Here is a 15,599-nt window from a genome sequence, read left to right as displayed (position 1 = left end):
GCGCACGCCGCGGCGCGGACGCCTATTCCTCGTTCAGCGCCGTGAGCACTCCCTCGCCGTAGCGGGCCAGTTTGTTCTCGCCGACGCCGCCGACGGTGCCGAGCTCGGCGAGTGAACCCGGTTTGCGCGCAACGATTTCGCGCAGTGTCGCATCGTGGAACACCACGTAGGCGGGCACGCCCTGTTCCTTCGCGGTGGCCGCGCGCCAGGCCCGCAGACGCTCGAACAAGGGCAGATCGGTGGCGGGCAGGTCGACGGTCGCCTTGGCCGATCTGGCCGCGCGCGCCGGGCGAGCCGCGCGCTCGGGTTCGCGGCGCATCGGCACTTTCCTGCCCTCGAACAGCACCTCGTTGCTGGCGTCGGTGAGCGCGAGTACGCCGTACTCGCCGTGCACGGCGAGCAGTCCGCCCGCGAGCAGCTGACGCACCACGCCGCGCCATTCGGTGTCGCGCAGATCGGTGCCGATGCCGAAGACCGACAGTTCGTTGTGCCGGTGCTGGGTGATCTTCGGGTTGGTCTTGCCGAGCAGGATGTCGACGAGGTGGCCGGCGCCGAAGGCCTGTCCCCGTTCCCGTTTGAGCCGCAGCACGGTCGAGAGCAGCTTCTGCGCGGGCACCGTGCCGTCCCAGGTCTCCGGCGGGTTCAGGCACACATCGCAGTTGCCGCAGGCCTGGCCGGGCTGACCGAAGTAGTTCAGCAATTGGACGCGTCGGCAGCCCACTGTCTCGCACAGGGCGAGCATCGCGTCCAGGTGCAATTGCAGCTGCCGACGGTGTGCGGCGTCGCCTTCGCTGGAGTCGATCATCTTGCGCTGCTGGACGACATCGGCCAGGCCGTAGACCATCCAGGCCGTGGACGGTAGCCCGTCGCGGCCTGCGCGGCCGGTCTCCTGGTAGTAGCCCTCCACCGACTTGGGCAGGTCGAGGTGGGCGACGAAGCGCACGTCGGGCTTGTCGATGCCCATGCCGAAGGCGATGGTGGCCACCACGATCAGGCCGTCCTCGCGCAGGAACCTGGCCTGGTTCTCGGCGCGGGTCCGGTTGTCCAGGCCCGCGTGATAGGGCACCGCGCGCACCCCGTTCTCGTTGAGCAGGGCGGCGGTCTTCTCCACCGAATTGCGGGACAGGCAGTAGACGATGCCCGCGTCGCCGGGGTGCTCGGCACGGATGAAGTCGAGCAGCTGACGGTCGGCGCGATTCTTCGACTCGATCCGGTACTGGATATTGGGCCGGTCGAAACTGGAGACGAACTGCTTCGCCGCGCCGAGGTCGAGTCGTTCGACAATCTCGGCGCGGGTCTTCTCGGTGGCGGTCGCGGTGAGCGCGATGCGCGGGACATCGGGCCAGCGCTCGTGCAGCAGCGACAGCGCGAGATAGTCGGGCCGGAAGTCGTGGCCCCACTGGGACACACAGTGCGCCTCGTCGATCGCGAACAGCGCCACCGTGCCGCGCTCGAGCAGCCGCAGCGTCGATTCCAGGCGCAAGCGTTCCGGCGCGAGGTAGAGCAGGTCGAGTTCACCGGCGACGAACTGCGCCTCGACCGTGCGCCGCTGATCCGGCGACTGCGTGGAGTTGAGGAATCCGGCGCGCACACCGAGCGCGCTGAGCGCGTCGACCTGGTCCTGCATGAGCGCGATCAGCGGCGAGACGACGACACCGACACCGGATCGCACCAGCGACGGCACCTGGTAGCACAGCGATTTACCGCCGCCGGTCGGCATCAGGACCAGCGCGTCACCGCCGCCGACGACCTGCTCGACGATGGCCGCCTGGTCGCCGCGGAAGCTGTCGTAGCCGAAGACCCGGCGCAGCACCTCCTCGGCCGTCTCCCCGCGCGCCGGGGCAGCGGCCCGTCCCGGCCTGGCCGGGGCGAGGTCGTCGAAGTGGAAGCCGCCGGTGTCGTGGAAATCGTGCTCGGAGACATAGCCACCGTCGGACGGGTACGCGTCGTCGGGCGGGAAGTCGTCGACATCGGGGGCTGTGGCGCCGGAATTGCTCACCGGGCCATCCTACGAGCGCGCGCCGGGCCCGCAGCCCGTCCACCGGACCCGACGACGGCGTTCACCGGTAGTTGCTCACATGTGGATAACCCGGATTCAGCCGCGCAAACAGGCGAGGACCTCGTCCTGGAGCAGGCCGTTGCTCGCCACCGCGTCGCCACCGTGCGGGCCGGATCGCCCGTCCAGGGAGGTGAACGTGCCACCGGCCTCGCGGACCAGGATGTCGAGCGCGGCCAGGTCCCACAGCGACACCTCCGGCTCGGCGGCGATGTCGACCGCGCCCTCGGCGACCAGGCAGTAGTTGAAGAAATCGCCGTAGCCGCGGACCCGCCAGACCGCGTCGGTGAGGTCGACGAACTTCTCCCGCAGCCCCCGCTCGTGCCAGCCGGACAGGCTGGAGAAGGCCAGGCTCGCCGAGCCGAGATCAGGCACCGCCGACACCGAGATCGGCTTCGGCGCCCCGGGGTGCACCTGGACCCACGAGCCCGATCCCGCCGCCGCCCACCAGCGCCTGCCAAGGGCGGGCGCGCTCACCACGCCGACCACCGGAACACCGTCCTCGAGCAGGGAGATCAGGCTGGCCCAGACCGGCACACCGCGGACGAAGTTCTTGGTGCCGTCGATCGGGTCGACCACCCACTGCCTGCCGGTGAACTCGGCGTCGCCGCCGAATTCCTCGCCGAGCACGGCGTCACCGGGGCGTTCCTCGGCGAGCACGCGCCGGATCACCTGTTCGACCGCCAGGTCGGCATCCGAAACCGGGGTCAGGTCCGGCTTCGAGTCGACCTTCAGGTCGACGGCGCCGAAACGCACCCGCGAGATCGCGTCGGCCTCGTCGGCCAGTCGGAGGGCAAGGTCCAGGTCAGCGGAGTAGGCAGCCACTTGGAAAGTGTATTGGGAGCACCGGCGCGCTCGGGGTCGCGGCCCCTTGTGTCCCGCCGATCAGACACCCCTCGATGGCCGCCTACCCGACGGCACCTGATCGACGGGACGGCCACGTCGCCTCATAGCGGTCGGCGGGCGACACCGCGGACTCGGTCAGGCCGCGACCTGGGCGGCTCGTGCGGCCACCAGAGCGCTTGTCCACCAGTGCAACTGGTCGAGCAGCGCCCGTGCCTCCGCCTCGAACCCCGCGGGCTCACGCAGCTCGCCGTTCTCGTCGAAGAGCATGTAGTAGCGCGGGAACGAGACGTAGTTGCGCACGGTGTGGGCGTTGAGTTCGTTGAACACCTGGCGCAGGTGCTCGATCGCCAGCAACCCACCGGAGCCACCGCTGTAGCCGACGAAGCCGATGGACTTGGCGTCCCACTGGGTGTAGTGCCAGTCGATGGCCGACTTCAGGGCTGCCGGGTAGCTGCGGTTGTAGTCGGGCGTGACGACGACATAGGCGTCGGCGGCGGCCAACCGCTCGGTGAGATCGCTCATCCCGGCCGGACGCGGCATGTCGGGGTCAACCGCGGGCGGCACCGGCGGCAGCGCGGCGGGCAGCTCGGCCTCGGCCAGATCGATGACATCGACCTCGAAGCGATCGTCGACCTGCTGTGCGAACCAGCTCGCGACCACCGGGCCGAACCGCCCCTCGCGGACGCTGCCGATGATGATCGCGAGCTTCAGTCGCTGTGCGGACATGGTGTCCTCCTCTGTCGTGGCTCCGGCCCGTCCGGCCGATGCGTCAACATTCGCCCGCCACGAACCTGTCAGGGAGACCACGCTGAGAGTGGTAGTGGCACGGCCACTCTCGGCGCCGGACGGCTGGGTACGGTCGATCAGGTGAGCGACAACGAACTGGGGCTGTTCCTGCGGACGCGCCGCGAGGCGGTCTCCCCCGCCGAGGTCGGGCTGCCCGCGGGTCAGCGCAGGCGCACCCCGGGACTGCGCCGCGCCGAGGTGGCGATGCTGGCCGGGGTGAGCGTGGAGTACCTGATCCGGCTCGAACAGGGCCGCGACCGGCACCCCTCCCCGCCGGTGCTGTCCGCGCTGGCCGACACGCTGCGGCTGAGCCCCCGCGAACGCGTGCACCTGCACCAGCTCACCAAAGGCATGTCCGGTTTCAGCTGTGGTGCCGCCGAGAACGGCCCCAACCGCACCGTCCGGCCCACGATCCGCGCGATCCTCGACCAGCTCGAACCCGCGCCCGCCGCGATCACCAACCGCTTCACCGAGGTGCTGGCCTGCACCGAGGGCTACCGCACGCTGATGGCGCCCAGCGGCCTGTTCGAGCAGGGCGAGCCGGCCAATGTGGCCCGGTTCGTGTTCACCCATCCCGGTGCGCGCGAGCTGTACCCGGACTGGGATTCCGCGGCCGACAAGCTGGTCGCCTCGCTCAAGCAGGGCCCGTTCCGCGCCGACCCGATGGTCGCCGCGCTGGTCGACGAGCTCACCGTCACCGCGGGCAGCGCCTTCACCGATCGGCTGGCATCGCTGCCAGGGTTGCCGCCGTCGGGCGGGATCAACCGGATCAGCCATCCCGAGGCGGGCACCCTGCGCCTGGCCTACGAATCGCTGGATCTGTCCATCGACGACGACCAGTCGCTGTATGTCCTGCTGCCCGCCGACGAGGCGAGCGCGACCGCCCTCGACCGACTGGTCGGGCGGCGCCCCGGCGGCCTGCGCGCCATCGCGAGCTGACCCGCGCGTGCCCTGGCGGGTGCGTGTGTTTCACCGTGTCGGAGGCGACCGGTAACCTTGGGAATCGTGCATCCTGACGTTATCGCCGACCTCGCCGAACTCGACACCACGCTCAAGACGGTCGAGTCGGTCCTCGATGTCGAGGAGCTACGCCGTCGCATCGACGAGCTCGAGCACCAGGCGGCCGATCCCGAACTGTGGAACAACCAGGACCACGCCCAGCAGGTGACCAGCGAGCTGTCGCACGCCCAGAGCGAGCTGCGCCGCGTCGAGGAACTGCGCCAGCGCCTGGAAGACCTGCCGGTTCTCTACGAATTGGCCGAGTCCGAAGAGGGCAGCGCCGCCGAGGAAGCCACCGCCGACGCCGACACCGAGCGCGCCGCGCTGCGCGTCGACATCGAGGCGATGGAAGTGCGCACCCTGCTCTCCGGCGAGTACGACAAGCGTGACGCGCTGGTCAACATCCGTTCCGGCGCCGGTGGCGTCGACGCCGCGGACTGGGCCCAGATGCTGATGCGCATGTACATCCGCTGGGCGGAGCGGCACAAGTACGTCGTCGAGGTCTACGACACCTCCTACGCCGAAGAAGCCGGCATCAAGAGCGCCACCTTCGCGGTGAAGTCGCCGTATGCCTACGGCACGCTCTCGGTGGAGATGGGCACGCACCGGCTCGTCCGGATCAGCCCGTTCGACAACCAGGGCCGCCGCCAGACCTCCTTCGCCGAGGTCGAGGTGCTGCCGGTGGTCGAGACCACCGACCACATCGAGATCCCCGAGGGCGAGGTCCGCGTCGACGTGTACCGCTCCTCGGGTCCGGGTGGTCAGAGCGTCAACACCACCGACTCCGCGGTCCGGCTGACCCACATCCCCACCGGCATCGTGGTGACCTGTCAGAACGAGAAGTCGCAGCTGCAGAACAAGATCTCGGCCATGCGCGTGCTGCAGGCCAAGCTGCTCGAGCGCAAGCGCCAGGAAGAGCGCGCGCAGATGGACGCGCTCAAGACCAACGAGGGCGCGTCGTGGGGCAACCAGATGCGCTCCTACGTCCTGCACCCGTACCAGATGGTCAAGGATCTGCGCACCAACTATGAGGTGAACAACCCCTCGGCGGTGCTCGACGGCGACATCGACGGCTTCATCGAATCCGGAATCCGTTGGCGCATGCGGGAACAGGCCGACGCGTAGCCACCTGTTCGCTCGCCCGTCCCGGGCGTGTTCGCGTTTGACCGGGCACCGAGACCTCGCTGTAACCTTTCGGGTGTGTGTTCGAGCCAACCGGAACTGTGTCAGCGCGCGCCCCGTCGACTGTCGGCCGGGGCGATGCGATGAGCGGCGTCCTCGCGATCAACACGGCCCCGGAGATCACCGGATGGCTGCGGTCGAGCGGGCTCGAGATCGTGCTGCTGATCGTCGGCGCGATGCTGTTCGGCCGGTTCGCCGCGTTCGTGCGCGACCGGGTGACCACCAAGATCGACGCCGGTTTCCACTCGAGCGACGCGCTGGTCCGCACCGAAGCGGCCAAGCACCGGCACGCCTTGGCCCAGGTCATCACGTGGGTGGTGCTGACCATCGTCTACGTGCTGGTCGGCATGGAGGTGCTGCGCAGGCTCGGCTTCGCGGTGACGGGTCTGGTCGCCCCGGCGGCGGTGCTCGGCGCCGCGCTCGGTTTCGGCGCCCAGCGGATCGTGCAGGACATCCTGGCCGGGTTCTTCCTCATCACCGAACGCCAATACGGCTTCGGTGACGTGGTGCAGATCTCGGTCACCGGCTCCGCCGATGCGGCCGAAGGCACCGTCGAGGATGTGACGCTGCGCATCACCACCCTGCGCAATTCCGACGGCGAAGTGATCACCGTCCCCAACGGGCAGATCGTGAAGGTGACCAACCTGTCCAAGGACTGGGCGCGTGCCGCGATCGACGTGCCGGTGTCGGCGCAGGCCGACATCACCAAGATCAACGAGATCCTGCACGAGGTGTGCACCAAGGCCTACCAGGATCGCCGTCTCAAGCCACTGCTGCTCGACGAACCGTCCGTGATGGGTGTGGAAGATCTCTCGCTCGACGAGATGAACATCCGGATGGTTGCCCGCACATTGCCGGGCAAACAATTCGAAGTGGGGCGCGAACTGCGCGTGCGCGTCGCCGCGGCCCTGCGTAAGGAAGGTATCAGTGAAACCACGTAAGTCGACGGCGATCCTGATGGCCACCTGGGTGTCCACGTTCGTCGTCTACCTGTTCGTCAAGCCCGCCGAGACCGCGAACACCGGCCCGGTGTCGCTGCTCAACGCCGTCCCCACCTGGGTCGATCCGACGCCGTAGGATCGCTCACCGCCTCGCCGACGTCGTCCTGGGCCCGGTCGTCGCGGGGGTCGCTGGCTACACTGGCTCCCCGTGATCACCATGCGCAACGTCACCAAGTCGTACCAGACATCGACGCGGCCGGCGCTGGACAACGTCTCCGTCGAGGTGGACAAAGGCGAATTCGTCTTCATCATCGGCCCGTCCGGTTCGGGAAAGTCGACCTTCATGCGGCTGCTGCTCAAGGAGGAAGCGCCGACGTCGGGCGAGATCCGGGTGGCCGATTTCCGGGTCGACCGGTTGCCGGGGCGCAAGGTGCCGAAGTTGCGGCAGCGGATCGGGTGCGTCTTCCAGGACTTCCGGCTGCTCCAGCAGAAGACCGTGGAGCAGAATGTGGCCTTCGCGCTCGAGGTGATCGGCAAACGGCAGCAGTTCATCGAACGCACCGTGCCCGAGGTGCTCGACATGGTCGGGCTCGGCGGCAAGGGCAATCGCCTGCCCTCGGAGCTGTCCGGTGGTGAGCAGCAGCGTGTGGCGATCGCGCGCGCGTTCGTCAACCGGCCGCTGGTGCTGCTCGCCGACGAGCCGACCGGCAACCTCGACCCCGACACCAGCGCCGACATCATGTCGCTGCTGGAACGGATCAACCGCACCGGCACGACCGTGCTGATGGCCACCCACGACAACCACATCGTCGACGCGATGCGCAGGCGGGTGGTGGAGCTCGACCACGGCCGACTCGTGCGCGACGAGGCGACCGGTGTCTACGGGGTGGGGCGATAATGCGACTGAGTTTCCTGTTCACCGAGGTCGCCGACGGTCTGCGCCGCAACATGACGATGACCGTCGCGATGATCCTGACCACCGCGGTGTCGCTGATGATGCTCGGCGGCGGCATGCTGTCGGTGCGGATGGCCGACAAGACCGAGAACTTCTTCATCGGCAGGCTCGAGGTGCGGTTCTACCTCGACGACGCCGTCTCCGACACCGACCCCGACTGCGCCGCCGAGCCGTGCAAGACACTGCTCGCCGACCTGAAGAGCACCTCGGGTGTGGAGAGCGTGCAGTTCCTCAACCGCGCCGACGCGCTGGAGGAGGCCAAGAAGCTGTTCGCCGATCAGCCGGAGATGGTGCAGTACATCGCCGACTCACCGCTGCCCGCCTCGCTGCGGGTGAAGATGACCGACGCCGATCAGTACCAGCACATCTACGACAGCTTCGCCACCAGGCCGGGCGTGCGGATCGTCGCCAACGACAAGGAGTTCGTCGACCGGCTGGTCAGCCTGTTCGACGGCCTGCGCAATGCCGCGTTCGGGCTGGCGCTGGTGATGGCGCTGGCGGCGATGCTGCTGGTCTTGAACATGGTGCAGATCGCCGCGTACACGCGGCGCACGGAAGTCGGGATCATGCGTCTGGTGGGCGCGACGCGCTGGTATACCCAGCTGCCGTTCCTCCTGGAGGCGGTGGCGGCCGCGTTCGTCGGCTCGGTGCTGGCGATCCTCGGGCTGGTCATCGCCCGCCCGCTGGTGATCGACCGGGCGCTGGGGCCGCTGTTCGACAGCAATGTCTTCCCGCGGATCACCGGTGACGACATCGCCGTGGTCGCGCTGACGATCGCCCCGATCGGCATCGTCTTCGCGGCGGTGACCGCCTATCTCACCCTGCGCTTCTACGTCAGGGAGTAGTCCCGCCACCGCGCACCGCGATGGCGGGGACTCGTTGTCGGGTCCCCGCCATCGGCGTCCGCGCCGGCGAGCGAAGCGCCGAGCTGCGCGGTGAGTTCGGTGCGCTGGCGGTCCAGCTCGGCGATGCGCCGGTTCAGCTCGGCGCTTCGCTCGGACATGATCCGCACCGACATCTCACAGGCCTGCACCGGCCCGTCCGGATCGGCGCACGGCATCAGCCGGCCGATGTCCTCGGTGGTGAGGCCGGCCGCGAGCAGCTCACGGATCTTCGCCACGGCCGCCACCGCCGCCTCCGGATAACTGCGATACCCGTTCGAGTCGCGCTGCGGATGCAGCAGACCCTGTTCCTCGTAGTAGCGCAGCAGGCGCGTGCTGACACCGGTGCTCTGCGCGAGTTCGCCGATCAGCATGTGATCGCCCCCACGTTCGCCTTGACCTTCACATCCATGTGAATCCCTAACCTCCGTCGCATGACAACGATTCCCCTGCAGACGACCGTCCACGGATCAGGCCACGGCATCGTCCTCGCCCACGGCGGCGGCGGTTCGATCGAGAGCAACTACGGCGTCGTCCTGGCCGACCTCGCCGCCGAGCACACTGTGGTCGCCTCCGACTACCCCGCCGACGACACCCCGCTGACCCTCGACGACCTGGCCGACGCTCTGGTGGCGGCCGCGGTCGACGCCGGCGTGCCGACCTTCACGATCGTCGGTTTCTCGCTCGGCACCGCCGTCGCCGTGCGCGCCGCCGCCCGGCACCCGGACCGGGTCACCGGCCTGGTGCTCACCGCCGGGCTGGCTGTACCCGACAACCGGGCCAGGCTGATCGTGCGGGCCTGGCAGGATCTCCTCGACCGGGGCGCGCACGAGAGCTTCGCCCGGCTGGTGCTGCTCACCGGGTTTTCCGCCGAGTTCGTCAACGCGCTACCCGCCGCCGCGATCGAGGAGATGGTCGCGCAGACCGCCGCCGCGATCCCGGGCGGCACCCGGCAGCAGGCCGCGCTGATCGAGACGGTCGACACGACGGGCGATCTGCCGGGCATCACGGTGCCGACGTTGATCGTGAACACCACCGCCGATCTGCTCGTCGACCCGGCCAACTCCCGCGCGCTGGCCGCCGCGATTCCCGGCGCCGAGTACACCGAGATCGACGCGGGTCATGTGGTCATGGCCGAGCAGCCCGACGCGTGGCGCAAGGTCCTGCTCGAATTCCTGGAGCGACAGGGTCTTTAACCGAGGGTGCGCAGCTGGGGCCACACCTGCGACCACGGCCGGATCGGCTCGCGGCAGACGAACAGCGGTTCGCCCTGTTCGTCGTTGTCGATCCCGAGTCCGTTGTCGAGCACGCCCGCCGGTTCGACGATCGAGCACAAGCCGGTGAGCCGATCACGGTCGATACCGACGGTGAGCACCGTGGTCGCGGTGTCCGGCGGCGGACCCCACCACCAGTAGGCGTTGTGGCCCGAATACGGTGTGGGCAGACCGTATTCGGCGCCGTAGCGCTCGATGGCACCGGCTTCGCCGTAGTTCGCGGTGAGGACGGCGGCGCCCGGCGGGCGGGCTGCCGCCACCTGCGCGACGAACCGGGGCCAGCCGATCGTCTCCCCCGCGTCGTAGTTCACCGCGAGGACGGGAGAGCCGGGCAACTGCGCGACCGGCAGCACGGGCAGAAACAACACCGCCGACATCGCGGCATTCAATGCGATCACCGAACCCGCTGCCGCCCAGCGCTTTCCCTGATCACCGAGCGCCTCTGCGAGTCCGACCGACCCCGCCGCGAGCAGCACCGGATACATCCCGCCGAGGTAGTACGCCTTACCGCCCGCCGCCAGAAACAGCACGAACAGCACCCCGTAGGCGATCGGAAACGCCCGGTACCGCGAGTGCCACAACCGCCACAGCCCGTAGCCCCACAGCGGCACCAGCAGCGGGCCGAACAACCCGAACTGCAAGAGCACGAACATGATCGGCGAATCGGAGGTCCCCGACGAACCGTCCGCGATCGCCCTGCTCAAAGCCCACTGCGGCCAGCCGTTGGCCGCCTGCCACCACAGGTACGGCGCCGCGATCAACGCCGCGATCGCGACAGCCGCCGCGAAATACCTGGTGGCGAACACTTTTCGCTGCGGGGTCAGCAGCACCGCGACCGCGAGCGCACCGACGGGCACGACCACCAGCACCTTGTTCTGCACGCCGAGCCCGACCACCGTGCCGACCGCGAGCCACCACCGCGGATCGGCCCCGCGCAGCAACTTCAGCACCAGCAGACAGATCAGCGACCACGCCGCCAGATCGAACACCGTCGTCCCGAACAGGTGCCCCGCCGCCTGCGCCATGGCCGCGCTCGCCACGGCACCGGCGGCCAGCGCCCGCGCGCCACGTCCCCCACCCAGCTCTGTGGCCATCAGCCCAGCGCACACCACGACGAAGGTCGCGGCGGCGATCGCGGGCAGCCGCGATACCCACAGCGCATCGGGGTCGATCGCGGCCATCAGCCGGGCCAGCGCGGGCGTCAGCGGCGGCTGGTCGGGATATCCCCAGTCCAGCCGGCGGCCCGCGGCCAGGAAGTACAACTCGTCACGGTGGTAGCCGTAGCGCGTCGTGGTGATCAACAGAACCAGGGCGAAAACCGACGCGATCACGGTCACTCGTCCAGACTGACACGAAATCACCGATTGCCGGTCCGTCGACGAGCTTCTTACTCCAGAGTAAGATAGACTTACCGAGGAGTAAGATAGCTGGGGTCACAAGCGCCCCGACAGCCGAGGAAATCAGGTGATGATGAGCACTCGAGACAGCGCGACGAAGCGACGTCCGAACGACACGTCCGCGGTCGGTCTCAGCCAGCCCAAGCGGGACTGGATGGGCGCCGCGATGCGCGCTTTGACGACCATTACCGGGTCGGAGCTCGCCGAGAAGTACAACCTGCGCAAGCCCATCGAACGCGTCACCTACGAGGGCACCAAGACCGGTTTCCGCACCCTGGGCGCGGCTACTCGTACCTTCGCCAAGGTCACCGGCGGCGGCCAGCCCAAGCGACTGCCCGACAACGAGGCCAAGTCCAAGGACTACTTCGACCTCACCCCGTCCGACGAGCAGCAGATGATCGTCGAGACCGTGAAGGACTTCGCCGGCGAGATCCTGCGCCCGGCCGCCTACGAGGCCGACAACGCGGCCAAGGCGCCGCGTGACCTGCTCGAGCGCGCCGCCGAACTCGGCATCACCCTGATCAACGTGCCCGAGGAACTGGAAGGCGCGGCCAGCGAGCGCGGTGCCGTCACCAATTCCCTGGTGGCCGAGGCCCTCGCCCACGGCGACATGGGTCTGGCGCTGCCGATCCTGGCGCCCAGCGGCGTGGCCGTCGCCCTGTCGCAGTGGGGCACCGACGCGCAGCAGCAGACCTACCTGCCCGCCTTCACCGGCGAGAACGTGCCGCAGGCGTCCGTGGTGATCAACGAGCCGCGCGCGCTGTTCGATCCGTTCGCGCTGCAGACCAAGGCCACCCGCTCCCCCAGCGGCTTCCGCCTCAACGGCGTGAAGAGCCTGGTCCCGGCCGCCGCCGATGCCGAGCTGTTCATCGTGGCCGCCGAACTCGACGGGCGCCCCGCGCTGTTCATCGTCGAGTCCGACACCGCGGGCCTGTCGGTCGAGGCCGACCCGAGCATGGGTCTGCGCGCCGCGGGCCTGGGTCGCCTCATCCTGGACAACGTGGCCGTCGGCGCCGACGCCGTGCTCGGTGACGGTGACGCCAAGGCGCGCGCCGAGGAGTACACCGACGCCGTGCAGCTGGCCCGGCTCGGCTGGTCGTCGCTGGCGATCGGCACCGGCCAGGCCGTGCTCGACTACGTGATCCCCTATGTGAACGAGCGCGAAGCCTTCGGCGAGCCCATCTCGCATCGCCAGGCGGTCGCGTTCATGGTCGCCAACATGGCGATCGAGCTCGACGGTCTCCGGCTCGTGACCCTGCGGGGTGCGTCACGCGCGGAGCAGGGTCTGTCGTTCGCCCGCGAGGCGGCGCTGGCGCGCAAGCTCGCCACCGACAAGGGCATGCAGATCGGCCTGGACGGCGTGCAGCTGCTCGGCGGCCACGGCTTCACCAAGGAACACCCGGTCGAGCGGTGGTACCGCGACCTGCGAGCCGTCGGCGTTGCCGAGGGCGTGGTGCTGGTCTAGTCGGTCCGTCTTCGATACCCAGGAGAATTCCATGATCAACCTCGAACTCCCCAAGAAGCTGAAGGCGAGCGCCAACCAGGCCCACCAGGTCGCCTCACAGATCTTCCGTCCCATCTCCCGCAAGTACGACCTCGCCGAGCACGCGTACCCGGTCGAGCTCGACACCATGGCCGCCATGGTCGAGGGGCTCGCCGACTCCGGCACCCAGAAGATCGGCGGCGCCGCGGGCGGCCGCAACGACGAGGCAGCCGAGACCGACATCCTCGCCAATGCCAACGGCGGCAACATGTCCGCGCTGCTCAACGCGCTCGAGACCTCGTGGGGCGACGTCGGCCTGATGCTGACCATCCCCTACCAGGGTCTGGGCAACGCCGCGATCGCCGCGGTCGCCACCGACGAGCAGCTGGCCCGCTTCGGCAAGGTGTGGGCCTCGATGGCCATCACCGAGCCGTCCTTCGGTTCCGACTCCGCCGCGGTCACCACCACCGCCGTCCTCGACGGTGACGAGTGGGTCCTCAACGGCGAGAAGATCTTCGTCACCGCCGGTGAGCGTTCCACCCACATCGTGGTGTGGGCCTCGGTCGACAAGAGCCTCGGCCGTGCGGCGATCAAGTCGTTCGTCGTCCCGCGCGACGCTCCGGGCCTGTCGGTGGCGCGGCTCGAGCACAAGCTCGGCATCAAAGCCTCCGACACCGCCGTGCTGCTGCTGCAGGACTGCCGCATCCCGGCCGACAACATCCTCGGCTCGCCGGAAGTCAACGTGGAGAAGGGTTTTGCCGGGGTCATGCAGACCTTCGACAACACCCGCCCGCTGGTCGCCGCCATGGCCATCGGTGTCGCCCGCGCCGCGCTCGAGGAACTGCGCACGATCCTCACCGAGGCCGGTGTCGAGATCTCCTACGACACCCCCGCGATGAACCAGCACGCCGCCGCAGCCGAATTCCTGCGCATGGAAGCCGATTACGAGTCGGCCTACCTGCTGGCCCTGCGCGCCGCCTGGATGGCCGACAACAAGAAGCCCAACTCCCTCGAGGCTTCCATGTCCAAGGCCAAGGCAGGCCGCACCGGCACCGACGTCACCCTCAAGGCCGTCGAACTCGCGGGCACCCTTGGCTACTCCCAGCGCCTGCTCCTGGAGAAGTGGGGCCGCGACTCGAAGATCCTCGACATCTTCGAAGGCACCCAGCAGATCCAGCAGCTGATCGTGGCTCGCCGCGTCCTCGGAAAGACCAGCGCCGAGCTCAAGTGAGCTGGTAGACAACACGAAACCGGTGCGAGCCTCGACGGCTCGCACCGGTTTTCGCGTTTCCGGATCTGCGCGGCTCGACCGCTCAGAGTGCCGCTGTGTCGTCGGTGTGGAGGACGCGGTCGAGGCGGTGGGGGTTGACGTCGAGGAGTTTGCGGTCCCAGTGGGCCAGGTCGGCGGCGGCGGAGTACGTGGTGTCGAGGAAGTTCAGGAGGGTGGCGTCGGGGTCGGGGGATTGGCGGACTACGTCGTAGGGGAGGACGAATTCGCCGAGGGTGGCGTCCCATTCGGCGCCGTCGGGGCCCGCGGGACGGGCGGAGTAGCCGTGGGGGGCGGGGTAGGCGTAGGCGTAGAAGGTGCCCTCGGTACCGCCTGCCCAGAAGCCGGCGCTGGCGCATTCGCGGGAGTAGGCCTCTTCCATGACCCAGTCGGCGCAGTTGGGGGCGCCGCCGGGGTGCAAGGGGGCGGTGCGGCCGGAGAAGCGGGTGCAGGCGAGGTCGAGGGAACCCCAGAAGACCTGCACCGGACTGGATTTCCCGGCGAAACCGGCGCGCCAGAGCTGGAAGACCCGCTGGATCTGGACGAGTTGCTGCCAGAACAGGGTGACGGCATCGCCGTCGTAGGAGTGGTGGGTGGTGTCCTCGGCGAACGGGATCGCGGGGTCGACTTCGTTCGGCGAGGCCTCGATATCGACCACCGCGTCGAGACGACCGAGCACATGACCCAGCTCGGCGTAGAAATCGGCGACCGTGCGCGGACGCAAGGCGATGACGGCGTGGCGGCCGTCGCTGGTGCGCAAGACGAGTTCGTGGTCGAGGAAATCGAATTCGATGTCGAGCAGGCGGCCGTCGACGGGGATCGCGCCGGTCGAGAGCCCGCGCGCGCTGACCGCGAAGGTGACATTCCACCAGTGGTTGACCAGCGGTGTGCCCGCCATCTTGAGCTTGCCGATGATCTGGGTCCACATGTGCAGGGTGTCGCGGGTGTCGGTCCAGGAATCGACCCGCAGGGTCGGCCACACGGCCTTGGCGGGAGTCAGCTGTGCCATCGGAATCCTCGCTCTCTCGGTGGGGAGCGGCGCGAGTCCGCCCGTTTCACTCCACAGCCAGGAACCTGGCTGACTGGTCAACCGTCCGACACGTTCTGCGATTGCCTCATCGTACGTCGGCACAGGTGGGGCGCGCTGGACAAGCGAAACACCTGCCCTACAGTTGCCTGAGACTCCGAGTCCCATATAAAGTGAGGCCTGCGCCACCCCCGAAGGAGACATCGCCGATGCTGTCGCTCAAAAACACCGCAACCGATCCCGAGTACCACGAGATCCTGCGCAACCTGTCCGAAGGCTCGGTGAACCGGCACTTCGATCCGTATGTCGACATCGACTGGGATTCGCCGGAGTTCGCCGTGCATTCCGACGATCCGCGCTGGATCATGCCCGACGAGGACCCGCTGGGCCGCCACCCCTGGTACAAGGCGCAGCCGGTCGAGAAGCAGATCGCCATGGGCATGTGGCGCCAGGCCGGGATCGCCAAGGTCGGCCTGGATTTCGAGCAGCTGCTGATCCGTGGGCT

At 68.6% G+C, this 15,599-nt stretch carries 16 protein-coding genes; 10 read left to right on the top strand and 6 right to left on the bottom strand.

The features are described from left to right. Window positions 1-22: 22 nt before the first annotated feature. The 3 genes from recQ to ACFWF2_RS22840 all read right to left on the bottom strand — a co-directional run bounded on the left by recQ (window position 23) and on the right by ACFWF2_RS22840 (window position 3,628). Window positions 23-1,999, bottom strand: coding sequence for a DNA helicase RecQ (recQ, locus tag ACFWF2_RS22850; RefSeq protein WP_379309467.1), 1,977 nt, complete (start codon window positions 1,997-1,999; stop codon window positions 23-25). Window positions 2,000-2,095: 96 nt separating this feature from the next. Continuing rightward, entirely contained in the window at window positions 2,096-2,881 is a 786-nt protein-coding gene (hisN, locus tag ACFWF2_RS22845; RefSeq protein WP_379309466.1) for a histidinol-phosphatase, read from the bottom strand. A gap of 156 nt (window positions 2,882-3,037) precedes the next feature. Further along, window positions 3,038-3,628: an NADPH-dependent FMN reductase gene (locus ACFWF2_RS22840; RefSeq protein WP_379309465.1), complete on the bottom strand. Its 591-nt coding sequence runs from the start codon at window positions 3,626-3,628 to the stop codon at window positions 3,038-3,040. Window positions 3,629-3,769: 141 nt separating this feature from the next. On the opposite strand from ACFWF2_RS22840, the gene ACFWF2_RS22835 reads away from it, so the two are divergent. The 6 genes from ACFWF2_RS22835 to ftsX all read left to right on the top strand — a co-directional run bounded on the left by ACFWF2_RS22835 (window position 3,770) and on the right by ftsX (window position 8,610). Beyond that, window positions 3,770-4,627: a helix-turn-helix transcriptional regulator gene (locus ACFWF2_RS22835; RefSeq protein WP_379309464.1), complete on the top strand. Its 858-nt coding sequence runs from the start codon at window positions 3,770-3,772 to the stop codon at window positions 4,625-4,627. A 66-nt stretch (window positions 4,628-4,693) separates the two neighbouring features. After that, the gene (prfB, locus tag ACFWF2_RS22830) at window positions 4,694-5,812 is read left to right on the top strand and encodes a peptide chain release factor 2 (protein ID WP_379309463.1); all 1,119 of its coding nucleotides are present in this window, start codon (window positions 4,694-4,696) and stop codon (window positions 5,810-5,812) included. A gap of 140 nt (window positions 5,813-5,952) precedes the next feature. Next, window positions 5,953-6,810, top strand: coding sequence for a mechanosensitive ion channel family protein (locus ACFWF2_RS22825; protein ID WP_379309462.1), 858 nt, complete (start codon window positions 5,953-5,955; stop codon window positions 6,808-6,810). Further along, window positions 6,797-6,946 (top strand): hypothetical protein, encoded by a 150-nt coding sequence (locus ACFWF2_RS22820; protein WP_365034010.1) that lies wholly within the window; start codon window positions 6,797-6,799, stop codon window positions 6,944-6,946. The genes ACFWF2_RS22825 and ACFWF2_RS22820 overlap by 14 nt, the downstream gene beginning before the upstream one ends. Window positions 6,947-7,018: 72 nt before the next feature. Beyond that, window positions 7,019-7,708 carry a cell division ATP-binding protein FtsE gene (ftsE, locus tag ACFWF2_RS22815; RefSeq protein WP_379309461.1) on the top strand — a complete coding sequence of 230 codons (690 nt, stop codon included), beginning with the start codon at window positions 7,019-7,021 and terminating at the stop codon, window positions 7,706-7,708. After that, complete coding sequence (gene ftsX / locus ACFWF2_RS22810; protein WP_379309460.1) at window positions 7,708-8,610, top strand: permease-like cell division protein FtsX; 903 nt, start codon at window positions 7,708-7,710, stop codon at window positions 8,608-8,610. Before ftsE ends, ftsX begins: the two co-directional genes overlap by 1 nt. On the opposite strand, the gene ACFWF2_RS22805 is transcribed toward ftsX, so the two are convergent. Further along, entirely contained in the window at window positions 8,595-9,020 is a 426-nt protein-coding gene (locus tag ACFWF2_RS22805; protein WP_379309459.1) for a MerR family transcriptional regulator, read from the bottom strand. The two genes, ftsX and ACFWF2_RS22805, sit on opposite strands and share 16 nt — an antisense overlap. Window positions 9,021-9,080: 60 nt before the next feature. Here ACFWF2_RS22805 and ACFWF2_RS22800 point away from each other — a divergent pair, with 60 nt between their 5' ends. Beyond that, entirely contained in the window at window positions 9,081-9,842 is a 762-nt protein-coding gene (locus ACFWF2_RS22800; protein ID WP_379309458.1) for an alpha/beta fold hydrolase, read from the top strand. Here ACFWF2_RS22800 and ACFWF2_RS22795 read toward each other — a convergent pair. Further along, the gene (locus ACFWF2_RS22795; protein ID WP_379309457.1) at window positions 9,839-11,257 is read right to left on the bottom strand and encodes a glycosyltransferase family 39 protein; all 1,419 of its coding nucleotides are present in this window, start codon (window positions 11,255-11,257) and stop codon (window positions 9,839-9,841) included. The two genes, ACFWF2_RS22800 and ACFWF2_RS22795, sit on opposite strands and share 4 nt — an antisense overlap. A gap of 130 nt (window positions 11,258-11,387) precedes the next feature. Between ACFWF2_RS22795 and ACFWF2_RS22790 the strand changes: the two genes are divergently transcribed. Both ACFWF2_RS22790 and ACFWF2_RS22785 read left to right on the top strand, forming a co-directional pair. Further along, on the top strand, window positions 11,388-12,782 hold the full coding sequence (locus ACFWF2_RS22790; protein ID WP_379309456.1) for an acyl-CoA dehydrogenase family protein: 1,395 nt from the start codon (window positions 11,388-11,390) through the stop codon (window positions 12,780-12,782). A 31-nt stretch (window positions 12,783-12,813) separates the two neighbouring features. Next, window positions 12,814-14,031, top strand: coding sequence for an acyl-CoA dehydrogenase family protein (locus ACFWF2_RS22785; RefSeq protein WP_379309455.1), 1,218 nt, complete (start codon window positions 12,814-12,816; stop codon window positions 14,029-14,031). A gap of 82 nt (window positions 14,032-14,113) precedes the next feature. On the opposite strand, the gene ACFWF2_RS22780 is transcribed toward ACFWF2_RS22785, so the two are convergent. Continuing rightward, on the bottom strand, window positions 14,114-15,076 hold the full coding sequence (locus ACFWF2_RS22780; protein ID WP_379309454.1) for a DUF5996 family protein: 963 nt from the start codon (window positions 15,074-15,076) through the stop codon (window positions 14,114-14,116). A 227-nt stretch (window positions 15,077-15,303) separates the two neighbouring features. On the opposite strand from ACFWF2_RS22780, the gene ACFWF2_RS22775 reads away from it, so the two are divergent. Beyond that, window positions 15,304-15,599: diiron oxygenase (locus ACFWF2_RS22775; protein WP_379309453.1), on the top strand; the 296-nt coding region annotated here is incomplete at its 3' end.

Source organism: Nocardia sp. NPDC060259, assembly GCF_042728775.1.
In the GTDB taxonomy this organism is placed as follows: domain Bacteria; phylum Actinomycetota; class Actinomycetes; order Mycobacteriales; family Mycobacteriaceae; genus Nocardia.
The sequence above is the reverse complement of the archived record's forward strand: the minus strand, read 5'-3'. Positions and strand labels throughout refer to the sequence as shown.

What these genes read in the sequence shown, in the direction of transcription:
- ACFWF2_RS22780 (WP_379309454.1), bottom strand. Translation starts at nt 15,076, where the DNA reads ATGGCACAGCTGACTCCCGCCAAGGCCGTGTGGCCGACCCTGCGGGTC.
- ACFWF2_RS22800 (WP_379309458.1), top strand. Translation starts at nt 9,081, where the DNA reads ATGACAACGATTCCCCTGCAGACGACCGTCCACGGATCAGGCCACGGC.
- ACFWF2_RS22785 (WP_379309455.1), top strand. Translation starts at nt 12,814, where the DNA reads ATGATCAACCTCGAACTCCCCAAGAAGCTGAAGGCGAGCGCCAACCAG.
- ACFWF2_RS22805 (WP_379309459.1), bottom strand. Translation starts at nt 9,020, where the DNA reads ATGCTGATCGGCGAACTCGCGCAGAGCACCGGTGTCAGCACGCGCCTG.
- ftsX (WP_379309460.1), top strand. Translation starts at nt 7,708, where the DNA reads ATGCGACTGAGTTTCCTGTTCACCGAGGTCGCCGACGGTCTGCGCCGC.
- ACFWF2_RS22840 (WP_379309465.1), bottom strand. Translation starts at nt 3,628, where the DNA reads ATGTCCGCACAGCGACTGAAGCTCGCGATCATCATCGGCAGCGTCCGC.
- ACFWF2_RS22790 (WP_379309456.1), top strand. Translation starts at nt 11,388, where the DNA reads ATGATGAGCACTCGAGACAGCGCGACGAAGCGACGTCCGAACGACACG.
- ACFWF2_RS22825 (WP_379309462.1), top strand. Translation starts at nt 5,953, where the DNA reads ATGAGCGGCGTCCTCGCGATCAACACGGCCCCGGAGATCACCGGATGG.